We start from the raw sequence: 13,681 nt of genomic DNA on the forward strand, positions 1-13,681 counted from the left end.
AGGGAGAAGGAGGAGGAGCAACCGCGCCTGATACCGGGTCAGGCTCCGACTCGGCCCTGACCGCCTGACCGGGATACCAGCGCGCGAGGTCCGCCCGGCTGGCCGGGGGCGTGAAGGAATGCGACAGCCAGCCCTCGGGCTCCGGGTGCTGGATCCACCACAGCCGGGAGGTTTCGCCCGGCTCGGACGCGGCACACGTTTCGACGGATACCCCTTCATCTGCCGCAACTGCCGCAACTGCCGCAACGGTTCCGGGATTCTCAGGGAGGATAAAACGGTCTAGAACGCTCATTTTAGAAGAAAGAAAGAGTCTTAAATTTCACTTATCGGGAGGGCTGCGGCAGTTGCGGCAGTTGCGGCACTTCTTTCAAGTTGTTGACGGCAAAGGGACTGATCCTTTCCCAAGTGCCGCAACCCAGTTGCGGCACATTGCGGCACTTAGGAATCACTGTGGAGTCAGCAGCTTAGGATTCACCTGGATCCGTTTCTGCTTGCCAGCATCGCACCGCCGCAAGTGATTCGCCTCGGCCAGAATGTCCAGCGCGTCATCCCGCCGCACGGTTTCGCGCACCCGGTTGGGGCCGTACTTCGAGATGTCCCGGAGCGACACGCCCCCCTCGCGATCCATGATCGGCTCCCCGTGGCGGTCGGCCAGTTCGCGCGCCTTCCCCGACAGCCAGGCCGATAGCTCCCGCGCGTCCAGGGTCTCGGGTGGCGTGTCGATCTCCAGAAACAGCCGCCGCGCCTCGTTCAGATGCCAGCCCGCGACCGCAATACCCGCTTCCATGTAGCTGGACTCGATCAGCTTACCCACCCGCCCTTGATCGAACAGCTTGAACACCGCCGCGATCCGGCAGGCGTTTTCCGCCGTCTTGCTGGCCACGTCGCGCACGCTGGCAAACTCCCCGAAGTCGCACAGCTCCCGCTCGATGGCATCGTGAAAGCCGATCCAGGTTTGTTTCGCGGCCGGGTCGAGGTGCATCACGGACGGATCCAAACGCATCATCGCGCCGCGATCCTCCCCGCTGCAATCGATGGGCAGGGGGAGTTCCAGCAGGGACAAGATTTGCCGGTCGAATGCCTCCAGCGCCGTCCAAGACTCGGGAGGCTCGCGATAAAGCCGGGTGCCCATGGTCGAATCTGGGTGGCAGATCAGAAACCGCGCGAGGAATCCAATGTTGCGCGCGCCCTTGTCGATCAGCTTGGGCAACAGATCAGGTTGCAGCATCAGAAAGGCCGAGAACCGCCGCCCACGCAGCTCCGCGACGGTCGCCTGTTTGCGCGTCGGCGTGAAGTCCCGCCCATCCCACAAAATGTTCAGCAGCGACAGCAGTGAGGTCGCGTTCTCCTCCCCGAGCCCCGGGGAGCCGATGACCGCGCCCGCCTCATCCGAGAACAACCCCGAGCTTGGCCAGCCGCTCGCGACCGCAAAGGCCAGACTCGCCGGGTTCACATCCTCGTGGGTCGGAGAGGGCAGCGGCTTCGCGACGATGGGGTTTTGCTCCAGCTCGATCAGTCGCGCCTGCAACCGCTCCAACTCCTTGCCCGCCTCCTCATCGTCCACCTTGCCGGATAGCGTCTTGATCTTGGACTCGACACCCGACATCCGGGCCTTGTGGTCCTTGGCCATCGCGACCGAGCGGCGAAATTCATCCGCCCGGTCCTCCCGCTCGCGCCGCACCCACGCCCGGATAGCCCGGCTGAACTGCTTGTCCGCCGCGCTTTTCCGCTCCCCGGATTGCGCGACGGCTAGCAGGTAGAGACTGCACGGCGAGCGCAGATGCTCGTTACGCGCGACATCCGCGAGCCCTTGAGCGGCGAGGGCCATCTGACCTAGGGCCGATGACGCGACCAACGGGAGGGGTTGGCGCCCGAAGGCCGCGTACTCACGAATCGCCAGTTGCGCGACCGCTGGGAAGAGTGGCAAGGGATACGGCAGAGCATCGGCCGGTGAGGACACGTCCGACGGCTCCGGCCACGGTTCCTCGCGCGCAGTCGCCGTGCCCTCCCATCCGGGAGGCGGTTCCGCCCATCCTGGGAGATCCGCCGACGTCTCGGGGCGAGTCTTGCCGGCGCGTGGAGCCTCAGCGCCAGTCCCGCGATTCGGGCCGGAAGCCTCACCCTGGACGGGCGAAGGTCGCGCGCTCCGCTCGATCCAGCCTTGCGTTGCCGGATCGACGCCCATCTGACGACACAGCCACAAGGCCGCCTCGCGCGCGTTCGCCGCCTCGCTCCACTGAACCACAAGGTCAATCGGCGATTTGCCGCACTCCTCGCCAAAGTCGCGAATCCCAGCCGGAAGGATGCTGATAGCTTCCTCCAGGTCACGCCCCAGCGCGGCGGATTCGATCCGGAACCCGTCATGGTAGGGTCGCGCCTTCGGGAACAGTTGCGGCACCCAATCGCCCAGCCGCGACATGGCTAGGGTGTTGACCCGCGCAAAGAAGCTGTCACCCGCAAGCGGGGCGACAGCCCCGCTTGGCGAACGGGGCGATGACGCCTTAGCATGCAGCGGGGCCAGTGTGCCGGTGACGAACCCCGCGAGGTCTTCAAGCTCGCCCCGGATCGCCTCCCCCGTGACGGTGAAATACCTCCCCGCCGCGTATGCCTCGATGCCGCTCGCGTTTGAGCCAAGCGACGGGAAGGACGCGCCCCGCCCGATGGCGTGAACGCCCTTACCTGACGGCGAGACTTCGACATAGCCCGGCAGCTTCTCGGCCAGCGCCGCCAGTTCGGGGCGGACGTCGGTTCCATCCAGATCGACCCCTTGCCAAAAACTCCCGTGGCCGTCCGGTCCCAGCGCGAAGCCCAAGCCCGTGAAGTTGCCGCCGCGCAAGACCTTCTCGGCCTCCTCGAAGGTGACGAGGCGCGCCACATCTGCCGGCGTGTCGAGCGCGCCTTGACGCGGTTCGCCATCGGCATAGAAGGGAACTTTCCGGGGCTTTTTCGATTTGTCGCGATTGGCCAGGCTCCGCCAAAGCAGCCAGCGCGGAGCCGCGCGCATCGCGGCCGGGAGATGTTGAAACGAGCGGTCGGGCAGCGGGACCGCTGATTGAGTCGTCGTCATGTCCGCCCCCGACCGCAAAGGATCAAATCCTCGGGAAGCGGACACCGATAGGCACCGCGCGGGGTTCGGATGGCTCGGTACAGGCGGACGTGATCGGAGATCGTCAGCAATCCGCGCGCCCGCCGCCAGGCGTAGCCGCCGATCCCTGACCGTGCCGCATGGGACGCGATGAGTCGGAGCGGAGGGGGCAAAGCCCCCTTTCCAGGGGGGTGAATCATTACGCCGTACCCTCCTTGGCAACCCCCAGCCGCCCGCTGGTGCGCCTCCTGAATCGCCGCTTCAAGGGCATCGTTCAGGGTGGCGCCATCGGCAAGGTCGAAGAGTTGCTGGCGCTCGATCTCGGCGGCGTGGCGTTGCCGCTCGTCCAGTTCAGCCGGTGAGGGTGGAATGGGCGGCTGTTCTTCGGGTGTGGTGCAGGGTGCGGTGTCTTGGTAGGCGCTCATGCTGCACCTCCATTGCCGGTAGCGGCTACGTCCAGCGGCAAGCAGGAATTGACGAGGGCATGCGCCATTTCCAAGCTGTAGATGGCGCAGTAGATCGCAGTCGTTTCCGAGCCGGGGGGCAGATTGCCAGCCGCATCCACCAGGGATTGCAGCGCCGCACCCATGATCGTGTCGGCCAGTTCAAGAGCATGGCCGGATGGGTATCCGGCATTGACGCTGAACGCGAAGGCGTCAGGGCCGGCTGACAGATCGCGGTAGAAGGGGGTCTGTTTGGTTTTCACGGGTCGCCTTTTTTGGGGTGAGAGCCGACCAGCAGGCGTAAAAGTGCCCGTGACGACATGCGCAGCGGCATGTATCATTTACTGGTCGGTCGGGTCCGGTTCGGTATGCTCCGGGGTCCGGTCTGGCTTTAGCTCCTGATGCGGTTGTAACGCTCAGGCGGCATACAAAAACGTCTTGCTTGTCTGAACCCGACGCCTAAAACGTCGGGTTTCTCTTTTGGGCGATACCTCTCTGCGCTTTCTCGTTGCGAGTCGTGCGACTGTTGATCGGCGTCCGGTTCATTCCATTGATCTCCTACGCCGCTTCTTGCTGGCGCTGATACGTCGAATGCGTCTCTGCGAAGTCTCGAATAGCCTCATCCGAAACGCGATAGACGCGACCGAATTGAACTGCCCTCAATTCGCCGATTGCGATCATGCGCCGCACATGGCGCGGACTCAGGTCGAAAAGCTCGGCGACAGCTTCTGTTGAATGCCAGCGCGGTGCGGCTTGGATGGTGCTCATTGGTTCCTCACGGCTTGGGTTGCGGTGTGAGGACTTTAGCAACCAAAGCGGCGAGCAACGCCTTAATTCCCTTAATTCCGCTAATTGCCGGTTAATTGCTTCTTAACGTATTGAAATCGCCTGCCGAATGTTTGGCGGTCGCGTGGCTCGCCATTAACGAGCATTTTCCCCTCGCTTCTCGACCATTTAATGCCACATGGCGTTTGCCAGTGATTACCGAGCCGATCCAAGCACTGATGAGCCGTTTGGGGATATTCGCCCTTCTCCCGACGGTAGGCATCGAAGCATTCGCGGACGACAGTGGTTAAAGGATCCCTTTCGCGCGTTTTTATGGCTGTCGCTTCCATAGTCGAATGATGCCCGGATGCCTCGTCTGCCCTTGGTGCGGCTTGTGGTTCCCACCACAGATGCAGATCCGCATCCATCGGCAGCGGCCATTCGCCTTCCTTCTGAAGGTAGATCCGCAAGTCGTCGCGGTGGATGAGATAGAAATGCCCGTTGTACGGGTTGCTGTCCGGCGGGTCGATCTCATGCAGATTCGGGTGCTCGCGCATTCGGCGCATCTGCGTTTCTGCATCCACCTCGTCAAAGCGCAACCCTTCACCAGCCTCGGGCGGCGGCGGCGAGAAACCGGCCTCAACATCATCAATCGGCAGGCCGTTGCCTTGGCGGTGCATGTAGATCGTGCATTCCTCCAGCAGGGTCTTGGCGAAGTCATCCCCCAATGGGTGAAGCTGGGCGATCTCGGCAATCGACAGGCGTTCGGGCAGTAAGCCACGCTTTGCCTGCTCAATGATGGGCCAATGTTTCGCTGACCATCGAAGCGACATAGCGACATCCTTCTGTGTCACCTTCAGGAAAGGAGCCAAGCCAGAGCGGTGAAGGATCCGCCTTTTCGGGAGCTACCCTAGACTTGGCTGGAACTCACGCCAGCGCCCTCGCGCCAATTTCCACAACCTCCCCAGCCGTGCCGTTCGCCATTCCCTCCAGTGCATCGGCAATACGCTGCACATGCGGCGCTAGATCATCTGCGTCGAAGTCGATATAGCCGTCATGCGCGTCACGCTGATTGACGACATGCCCGGTCAGTCGCCGCACAGCCGCGCTCGGCACACCAATAGCCTCGCCAACACTGATGAATCCGCGCCGCAGATCATGCGCGGACCACTCCACGCCGGATTGTTCACGATGACGGATGATCGCCTTGCTTGGCAGAACCATCGGGCCGATACCGCCGTCTCGAAGCGGGGCAGGGAAGACCCAAGCGGTATCACGGGCCAGGGCTGAGAGCGCGGCCACAGCTTGGCGCGCGAGGGGTAGATGATGGTCGCCGCCAGTCTTGACGCTGCGCAGCCAGACGCGCCCGCGATCAAGATCAACGTCTTCCCATCGTAGATTCATGGCTTCGCTGATGCGCCAGCCAGTGAAATAGAGAAGGGTGAACAGCGCCCGGTCGCGCGCGTTGACCCATGATTGAGTGACCGCCATCCAGGCAGGCGCGGACTCACGATTCAAGCGGCGTTTCCGACGATTGGACGGACTCCATTCTTTCTGTTTGCTCCACCTTGCCGTGGGCCATTCCGGCAGTTCGAGCGCGGGCAGTTCCTCCCTGGTCCAGTTCCACACAGCACGCAGATAGCGCGCTTCGCAGTCGGCGCGGACCGGCGCTTTCTCCTTCCGTTCGCGGTGCCAGCGGATCGCGGTATCGGCGTCCAGCGTGATCAGCGGCTTATCCATGAATTCCGCTAGACCGTAAGCCATCTGCGCCCGCATGTCTTTGGCCGTGCTCGGTTTCATCGGTTTCGTCCCGCGCGACCGAGCAGCCAAATACAGATCCAGCGCCTCCCGTAGCGTCGTGTTGCGGGCCTTGGCCGCCTGCCGGGTTGCTTTCACATCCTCGCCGCCCTTGTACCGCTGGCGCAGTTCCAGCGCCTTATTCCGCGCTGCGTCTGGCGTGGCGAAGTCGGCAACATTGCCGATGGTCTCCAATCGCTGAACCGCCTTCCCGCTGGAATTGGTGAACGTGATTCGCAGGACGTATGACTTCACGCCAGACGGATAGACGCGAAGACCGAAATTCGGCGTTGACTCATCCCAGACGATAAACCGCTCAGTGCGGGGCTTGATGCGGGTGACGGCTTCTTTCGTCAGGGACCGGCGCTGGTCGGCAATGCGTGGCATGTCTCTACCTCTGTCGCTTTGAGCCGGGTTCTTATCGGGTTCATTTCGGACCCAAGGAACCTGTTAAGGACAGGATAGGACAAGAAAGACAGAAAGGCTAGAGAGCCTTGTAGATAATGGGCTTAAAAAATGGATTCAAGACCGATAGGGTTCTTTGTGGCTCGCGGACAAGAAGACTGAAAATCCTCGTGTCGGTGGTTCGATTCCGCCCCTGGGCACCAACAAGACCATAAAAAACCTCACGTTTTGCTGATCGTGAGGTTTTTTTTCGCCTGCTGATTTCTACTCCTGGTCAATTTCTGGTCCGCTGCGGTGTCTTGTAGTGTGTTTCTACGCGGGTTTGATCCCTGTTTTCCTGACCTCAGTGGTTCCGTCCAGGTGTCAATGTTAGGATGCTTGACACAAATCGAATGAGTGCTCAGCGCTGGTGCCCAACCCGGATTCGGATGCCATGGATAACCCCTTTTTCGATCGCCCCATCCTCAACTCCCCCTATGCCTATCCGGTCTGCCATTGGGAGCTGGATGCTCAGGGCCAGCCGACCCAGAAGATCATCGAGACGCGCCGTCGCGCCGAATTCATCACCCCGATCCCCAAACCCAAGAAGCAGAAAGGAGCCGGTCAGCAGAAATCGCTGCTCTTCGATGAGGGACTGGGTCTCAGCAGCGAGCAACAGCGTTACGACCACACCGCCATCATCAACGCTGTGCGTGCGGAGGTTGATCGGTGGCGACAACTCCCGGCGGATAGCTGGTGGGTCACGCCCGAAACCGCCCGCCTGCTCGACCACTGGCGTCATCATCCCTTTGCCGGTCTCCGCCCTTTCTTCTGTCAGATCGAAGCCGTCGAGACGGCGATCTGGTTGACCGAGGTTGCCCCTCAGATGGGTAAAGCGGGGCAGCGTTTCATCGAACATCTGGAACAGGCCAACCAGGAGGCCAACCCTGGTTTGCTGCGCCTGGCGTTGAAGCTCGCCACTGGCGCGGGTAAAACCACCGTCATGGCGATGCTGATTGCGTGGCAGACCGTCAACGCGGTACGCCGACCGAACAGCCGGAAATTCACTCGTGGCTTCCTGATTGTCGCCCCCGGTCTGACGATCCGGGACCGGTTGCGTGTCCTGCAACCGCATGACCCGGACAGTTATTACGCCAGCCGCGAACTGGTGCCGGGCGACATGCTCGGCGACCTGGAACGGGCCAGGATCGTTATCACCAACTATCACGCCTTCAAACGTCGCGAGCGTTTGGATCTCTCCAAGGGTAATCGCCGTTTACTTCAAGGTCGTCATGGGTCGCTCCTTGAGACGGTCGAAACCGAAGGCCAGATGCTCCAGCGGGTCATGCCGGAATTGATGGGGATGAAGCAGATCCTTGCCATCAACGACGAGGCGCATCATTGCTATCGTGAAAAGCCTCACAATCGCGAGGACGACGGACTCAAGGGCGACGAGAAAAAAGAAGCCGAGCACAACAACGAGGCCGCCCGGCTCTGGATCTCCGGGCTCGAAGTGGTCAATCGTCAGCTTGGCCTCGCCCGTGTCCTTGACCTTTCCGCCACGCCCTTTTTTCTGCGCGGCTCTGGATACGCCGAAGGCACCCTGTTCCCCTGGACCCTCAGCGACTTCTCGCTCATGGACGCCATTGAGTGCGGCATCGTCAAGCTGCCGCGCGTCCCGGTCGCGGATAACATCCCCGGCGGCGAGATGCCGATGTTCCGCAATCTCTGGGAGCATATCCGCACCAAAATGCCGAAGAAGGGCCGGGGCAAGACCGATGCGCTCAACCCGCTCGATCTCCCGCCCCAGCTTCAGACGGCGCTTGATGCGCTCTATGGTCACTATCGGCAAACCTATGACCTCTGGGCGCAAGCAGGCATCCCCGTGCCGCCCTGCTTTATCGTCGTCTGCAACAACACCTCGACCTCCAAGCTGGTTTACGACTACATCTCCGGTTTCACCCGTGAGAACAAGGATGGCACCAGCCAACTGGAGTTCGGTCGATTGCCGCTCTTCCGCAATCATGACGAACACGGTAATCCGCTGGCCCGCCCGCGCACCCTGCTGATTGACAGTGAGCAACTGGAATCCGGCGAGGCATTGGACGACCAGTTCCGCGCCATCGCCGGCCCCGAGATCGAGCAGTTCCGCCGCGAAATTTTCGAGCGCGGGGGTCGGCTCGCCGATGAGCTGCGCGCCGGCAAGACCCTGGACGATGCCGCCCTGCTGCGCGAGGTCATGAACACCGTCGGCAAACCCGGACGTCTGGGCGACTCCATCCGCTGCGTGGTCTCCGTGTCGATGCTCACCGAGGGCTGGGACGCCAACACCGTGACCCATGTGCTCGGCGTGCGCGCCTTCGGCACCCAACTCCTGTGCGAGCAGGTCATCGGTCGCGCGCTACGTCGTCAATCCTACGATCTCAATGAAGCGAATCTCTTCAACGTCGAATATGCCGACGTGCTCGGCATTCCCTTCGATTTCACCGCCAAGCCTGTGGTGGCGACGCCTCAACCGCCGCGTCAGACCATTCAGGTCAAGGCCGTCCGGCCTGAACGCGATCATCTGGAGATTCGTTTCCCGCGCGTTCAGGGTTATCGCACCGAATTGCCCGCAGACCGGCTGACCGCCGTGTTCAATGACGATTCCGTCCTGGAGCTGACCCCGGATCTGATCGGTGCGACCAGGACGCTCAACGCTGGCATCATCGGCGCGCCGGTCGATCTCAACCTGATTCACACCGGCGAGGTGCGTCCGTCCCAGGTGGTCTATGAGCTGACTTCGCACCTGCTGACGAAGCACTGGCGCGATGCCGACGGCGAGCCCCAGCTTCATCTCTTCGGCCAGCTCAAGCGGATTGCCCGGCAGTGGCTCGATACCTGCCTCGTCTGCAAGGGCGGAACCTATCCGGTCCAACTCAAGTACCAGATGCTCGCCGACATGGCCTGTGAGCGCATCACCGCTGGCATCACGCGCGCACTGGTCGGCACGCGCCCCATCAAGGCCGTGCTCGATCCCTACAACCCCACGGGCTCCACCCTCCACGTCAATTTCAACACCTCCAGGACCGACCGCTGGGAGACCGCCGCCGACCACTGTCACCTTAACTGGGTCATCCTCGACAGTGACTGGGAGGCCGAATTCTGCCGCGTCGCCGAACAACATCCCCGCGTCATCGCCTACGTGAAGAACCATAATCTGGGTTTCACCGTGCCCTATCGCTACGGTTCCGAGACTCGGATCTATGTCCCGGACTTCATCGTCGTCATCGACGACGGGCATGGACCTGACGATTCGCTGTACCTCATTGTCGAGATCAAGGGCTATCGCCGTGAGGACGCCAAAGAGAAAAAGAACACGATGGAGATTTACTGGGTACCCGGCGTGAACAATCTCGGCACCCATGGCAGCTGGGCCTTTGCCGAGTTCACCGATGTCTTTCAGATGCAGGACGACTTTGCGGCGAAGGTGGATGAGGCATTCGAGCAGATGATCGGCGCGTTTTTTTCTGGTCACGAAGCTCCCGCTTCGTGACCCCAGCGATGAAGCTCCGCTTCACGAACGGAGGCGCTCAACATGACCCGCACCCGCTACCGCTTTCTCGGCAACGATGCCCCGTATTTCCTGACGATGACGATCAATCACTGGCTGCCCGTCTTCACCCGTCCGGCAACCGTCGACGTCATCCTGGAGAGCTGGCGCTATCTGCAAGCGCATCGCGCCTTTCGGCTGCATGGTTATGTGATCCTCGAAAACCATCTGCATCTCGTCGCCCGCGCCCCCGAGCTGGACCAGGACGTGCAACGGTTCAAGTCCTTTACGGCGAAAGGGCTGATCGCAACCCTGGAGCAGAGCGGTGCGCAGCGTTTGCTGAAGATGCTCCGGCTCTTCAAGGGCGAGGGGAAAATGGAATCGATCTATCAGGTTTGGGAAGAAGGCAGCCATCCGCAGCGGATCGAGCATGAAGACGTGATGCGTCAGAAGCTCGACTACATCCATTACAATCCCGTCAAACGCGGCTATGTCGATGTCCCCGAGCACTGGCGCTACTCCAGCGCGCGTGACTATCTGGGCCAGCCGGGGCTGATCGAGATCGATAAAGGATGGTCGGGGTCGTGAAGCTGGAGCTTCGTCACCAGGGGATGGGGAGTTCTGGTCACGAAGCTCCAGCTTCGTGACCCCAGAGATGAAGCTCTGCTTCATGAATATCGACGCCACTGAGCATGGGTTTCGTGAAGCTGGAGCTTCATCGCACGGGTGACGAAGCGGAGCTTCGTCACCAGAATCACCGCTCTGGATATAACATGGCTAAGTCGAAATCACCCACGCCCCATGCACTGACCGTCGCAGCCTTCAAGCACGACGAGGCCAAGCGCACCAACATCCCCACCGCCGAGTATCAGTCGGTGATGCGTGAGGCCGATCAGAAGCCGATCCCTGTCTCGTACCCGCGTCACCCGGACGCCGATCCGCTGACCGAAGAGAAGGCGCGCCGCAACCGCGATCTGGATCCGCAACTGGTGTGGCGCGGCAAGGATCAGCAGGATTGGTCGGATCTGGTGGTGCACGCGCCGCCGCTCTACATCCAGGAGAAGGTGCATCCCAAGGCGCTCATCGACGATCTGCTGCATCAGTCCGCTCCCGCCTCTCCGAGCGGGGGCGAGCAGCTCGACTTCTTCGCCGATTTCAACGGTCTGCCCGAGGACGCCGAACGCACGGATTTCTATCAGCACGCCGGGCACTGGTCGAACCGGATGATCCTGGGCGACAGTCTCCAGGTGATGGCCTCGCTGGCCGAGCGCGAGGGGTTGCGCGGCAAGGTGCAGTGCATCTATCTCGATCCGCCCTATGGGATCAAATTCAACTCGAACTTCCAGTGGTCCACCACCAGCCGCGATGTCAAGGACGGCAACCCCGACCACATCACCCGCGAGCCGGAGCAGGTCAAGGCGTTTCGCGATACCTGGCGCGATGGCATCCATTCCTATCTGACCTATCTGCGCGACCGGCTCACCGTGGCGCGCGATCTGCTGACCGAATCAGGGTCGATCTTCGTGCAGATCGGGGATGAGAATGTGCATCGGGTGAGGGCGGTGATGGATGAGGTGTTTGGCCAAGACAATTTCATGAGCCTGATCGCCTTTCTGAAGACATCGAGTTCAACCACAAACGCGCTAGCGAGCACTTCTGATTATCTCGTCTGGTACACGCGCGACAAAACCCGGACAAAGTTTCGTGCTCCAACTATTACGAAAGTACTCAGCGGGGTTGGTGGTGGCGAGTATCGTTCGGTCATGCTGCCATCTGGTGAGACTCGCCGACTAATTGATGATGAAGTTGCCGCGCCTCATACGCTTCCAGAAAACTCGCGTGTGTTCCGACTCGATACTGTGACAAGCCAAAGCCCAGGGTCGAAATACACCGTGGAAATTGCAGGACGGCGATTCTTTCCATCTGGCTATTGGAAGACCGAAGAACCCAGCATGAAACGGCTGATTCGAGCCGGGCGAATCGTGCCTCGCTCGAATTCTTTAGGTTACCTGCGGTTCTTTGACGACTATGGAGCATTGGTTTTATCCAACACCTGGACTGACACCCAAATAGCCGGTCGCCCAGGCGACAAAATCTATGTGGTCCAGACTTTGCCCAAGGTGATTCAACGCTGCCTCCTCATGTCCACCGACCCCGGCGACCTCGTCCTCGACCCCACCTGCGGCTCCGGCACCACCGCTTATGTCGCCGAGCAATGGGGCCGGCGCTGGATCACCATCGACACCTCGCGCGTCGCTCTGGCACTGGCCCGCGCCCGGCTCATGGGCGCCCGTTATCCCTATTATCTGCTCGCCGACAGCCGCGCCGGACAGCTCAAGGAGGCGGAGATCACGCAGAGCGCCCCTTCGACCCGGCCCACCGACGGCCACATCGGCCACGGCTTCGTCTATGAGCGCGTGCCGCATATCACGCTCAAATCCATCGCCAACAATGCCGAGATCGATGTCATCTGGGACAAATGGCAGGAGACGCTGGAGCCGTTGCGCGCCCGGCTCAACCAGTTGCTCGCCCAGACCTGGGAGGAATGGGAGATTCCGCGCGAGGCCGGCCCCGACTGGCCGGATCCCGCCACGCAAGCGCATGCGCAGTGGTGGCAGGCCCGCATCGCCCGCCAGCGCGAGATCGACGCCTCCATCGCCGCCAAGGCCGATTTCGAGTCCCTTTACGACAAGCCTTATGAGGACAAAAAGACCGTCCGCGTTGCCGGTCCCTTTACCGTCGAAAGTCTCTCGCCGCATCGGGTGCTGGGACTCGACGAGAACGACGACCTGATCGATCCGGTCGCCGAGCCCAAGGACGGCTATGGCGAGAAACGCGATTTCGTCGCCATCATTCTGGAGAATCTCAAGACCGCCGGGGTGCAGCAGGCCCACAAAACCGACCGCATCGCCTTCACCAGCCTGACGCCCTGGCCGGGCCGGATCGTCTGCGCCGAAGGGCGTTTCAGTGGCGATCAATGGCCTCTCGCCGAGGACGCGACGACGGAGAAACGCGCAGCCATCTTCATCGGCCCCGAGTTCGGCACGGTGTCACGTCCCGATCTGGTAGAGGCGGCCTGCGAGGCCGGCGATGCGGGGTTCGATCTGCTCATCGCCTGCGCCTTCAACTACGACGCCCACTCGTCCGAGTTCGACAAGCTGGGACGCATCCCCGTGCTCAAGGCACGCATGAACGCCGACCTCCACATGGCCGAGGATCTCAAGAACACCGGCAAGGGCAATCTCTTCGTGGTCTTCGGCGAACCGGACATCGAGATCCAGCCGGTGGACGGCGAGCTGATCCGCGTCAAGGTCAACGGCGTGGATGTCTTCCATCCCAGCACTGGCGAGGTCCGCAGCGATGGCGCGGAAGGTATCGCCTGCTGGTTCATCGATACGGATTACAACCAGGAAGCCTTCTTTGTCCGCCATGCCTATTTCCTCGGCACCAACGATCCCTACAAGTCGCTCAAGACCACGCTCAAGGCCGAGATCGACCTCGACGCCTGGGCCAGTCTCCACAGCGACACCTCGCGCCCCTTCCCCAAGCCGGCATCCGGGCGAATCGCGGTCAAGGTCATCAATCACCTGGGGGACGAGGTGATGAAGGTGTTTCGGATCGGCTAACCGCGCATGGATTTCCTCATCGCCGACACCTTCACTGCCAGTCTGGCCG

At 61.5% G+C, this 13,681-nt stretch carries 10 protein-coding genes; 5 read left to right on the forward strand and 5 right to left on the reverse strand.

Going from position 1 to position 13,681, the window contains the following annotated elements:
- Window positions 1-118: 118 nt before the first annotated feature.
- Window positions 119-283, forward strand: coding sequence for a hypothetical protein (locus EDC35_RS18550; RefSeq protein WP_165903411.1), 165 nt, complete (start codon window positions 119-121; stop codon window positions 281-283).
- Between the two features lie 162 nt (window positions 284-445).
- Here the strand turns inward: EDC35_RS18550 and EDC35_RS10735 are convergent, their stop codons facing one another.
- Window positions 446-3,067, reverse strand: a complete 2,622-nt coding sequence (locus EDC35_RS10735) for a DUF3987 domain-containing protein (RefSeq protein WP_132977261.1) — start codon at window positions 3,065-3,067, stop codon at window positions 446-448.
- 233 nt (window positions 3,068-3,300) lie between these two features.
- Here EDC35_RS10735 and EDC35_RS18555 point away from each other — a divergent pair, with 233 nt between their 5' ends.
- A complete protein-coding gene (locus EDC35_RS18555) occupies window positions 3,301-3,447 on the forward strand; it encodes a hypothetical protein (protein ID WP_165903412.1) in 147 nt (48 codons plus the stop codon).
- 59 nt (window positions 3,448-3,506) lie between these two features.
- Here the strand turns inward: EDC35_RS18555 and EDC35_RS10740 are convergent, their stop codons facing one another.
- The 4 genes from EDC35_RS10740 to EDC35_RS10755 form a co-directional block, all read right to left on the reverse strand.
- A complete protein-coding gene (locus EDC35_RS10740; protein ID WP_132977262.1) occupies window positions 3,507-3,791 on the reverse strand; it encodes a DUF3077 domain-containing protein in 285 nt (94 codons plus the stop codon).
- A 295-nt stretch (window positions 3,792-4,086) separates the two neighbouring features.
- The gene (locus EDC35_RS10745) at window positions 4,087-4,296 is read right to left on the reverse strand and encodes a helix-turn-helix domain-containing protein (RefSeq protein ID WP_132977263.1); all 210 of its coding nucleotides are present in this window, start codon (window positions 4,294-4,296) and stop codon (window positions 4,087-4,089) included.
- A gap of 80 nt (window positions 4,297-4,376) precedes the next feature.
- Complete coding sequence (locus EDC35_RS10750) at window positions 4,377-5,126, reverse strand: hypothetical protein (RefSeq protein ID WP_132977264.1); 750 nt, start codon at window positions 5,124-5,126, stop codon at window positions 4,377-4,379.
- 94 nt (window positions 5,127-5,220) lie between these two features.
- Window positions 5,221-6,477: an integrase family protein gene (locus EDC35_RS10755; protein ID WP_132977265.1), complete on the reverse strand. Its 1,257-nt coding sequence runs from the start codon at window positions 6,475-6,477 to the stop codon at window positions 5,221-5,223.
- A gap of 451 nt (window positions 6,478-6,928) precedes the next feature.
- On the opposite strand from EDC35_RS10755, the gene EDC35_RS10760 reads away from it, so the two are divergent.
- The 3 genes from EDC35_RS10760 to EDC35_RS10770 all read left to right on the forward strand — a co-directional run bounded on the left by EDC35_RS10760 (window position 6,929) and on the right by EDC35_RS10770 (window position 13,632).
- On the forward strand, window positions 6,929-10,009 hold the full coding sequence (locus EDC35_RS10760; RefSeq protein WP_132977266.1) for a BPTD_3080 family restriction endonuclease: 3,081 nt from the start codon (window positions 6,929-6,931) through the stop codon (window positions 10,007-10,009).
- 42 nt (window positions 10,010-10,051) lie between these two features.
- Complete coding sequence (locus tag EDC35_RS10765) at window positions 10,052-10,594, forward strand: REP-associated tyrosine transposase (RefSeq protein WP_132977267.1); 543 nt, start codon at window positions 10,052-10,054, stop codon at window positions 10,592-10,594.
- Window positions 10,595-10,779: 185 nt separating this feature from the next.
- Complete coding sequence (locus tag EDC35_RS10770; protein ID WP_132977268.1) at window positions 10,780-13,632, forward strand: site-specific DNA-methyltransferase; 2,853 nt, start codon at window positions 10,780-10,782, stop codon at window positions 13,630-13,632.
- Window positions 13,633-13,681: the final 49 nt, after the last annotated feature.

Origin of the sequence: Thiobaca trueperi, assembly GCF_004342175.1 — a bacterium.
In the GTDB taxonomy this organism is placed as follows: domain Bacteria; phylum Pseudomonadota; class Gammaproteobacteria; order Chromatiales; family Chromatiaceae; genus Thiobaca; species Thiobaca trueperi.

What these genes read in the sequence shown, in the direction of transcription:
- EDC35_RS10760 (WP_132977266.1), top strand. Translation starts at nt 6,929, where the DNA reads ATGGATAACCCCTTTTTCGATCGCCCCATCCTCAACTCCCCCTATGCC.
- EDC35_RS10765 (WP_132977267.1), top strand. Translation starts at nt 10,052, where the DNA reads ATGACCCGCACCCGCTACCGCTTTCTCGGCAACGATGCCCCGTATTTC.
- EDC35_RS10745 (WP_132977263.1), bottom strand. Translation starts at nt 4,296, where the DNA reads ATGAGCACCATCCAAGCCGCACCGCGCTGGCATTCAACAGAAGCTGTC.
- EDC35_RS18550 (WP_165903411.1), top strand. Translation starts at nt 119, where the DNA reads ATGCGACAGCCAGCCCTCGGGCTCCGGGTGCTGGATCCACCACAGCCG.
- EDC35_RS10735 (WP_132977261.1), bottom strand. Translation starts at nt 3,067, where the DNA reads ATGACGACGACTCAATCAGCGGTCCCGCTGCCCGACCGCTCGTTTCAA.
- EDC35_RS10755 (WP_132977265.1), bottom strand. Translation starts at nt 6,477, where the DNA reads ATGCCACGCATTGCCGACCAGCGCCGGTCCCTGACGAAAGAAGCCGTC.
- EDC35_RS10770 (WP_132977268.1), top strand. Translation starts at nt 10,780, where the DNA reads ATGGCTAAGTCGAAATCACCCACGCCCCATGCACTGACCGTCGCAGCC.
- EDC35_RS10750 (WP_132977264.1), bottom strand. Translation starts at nt 5,126, where the DNA reads ATGTCGCTTCGATGGTCAGCGAAACATTGGCCCATCATTGAGCAGGCA.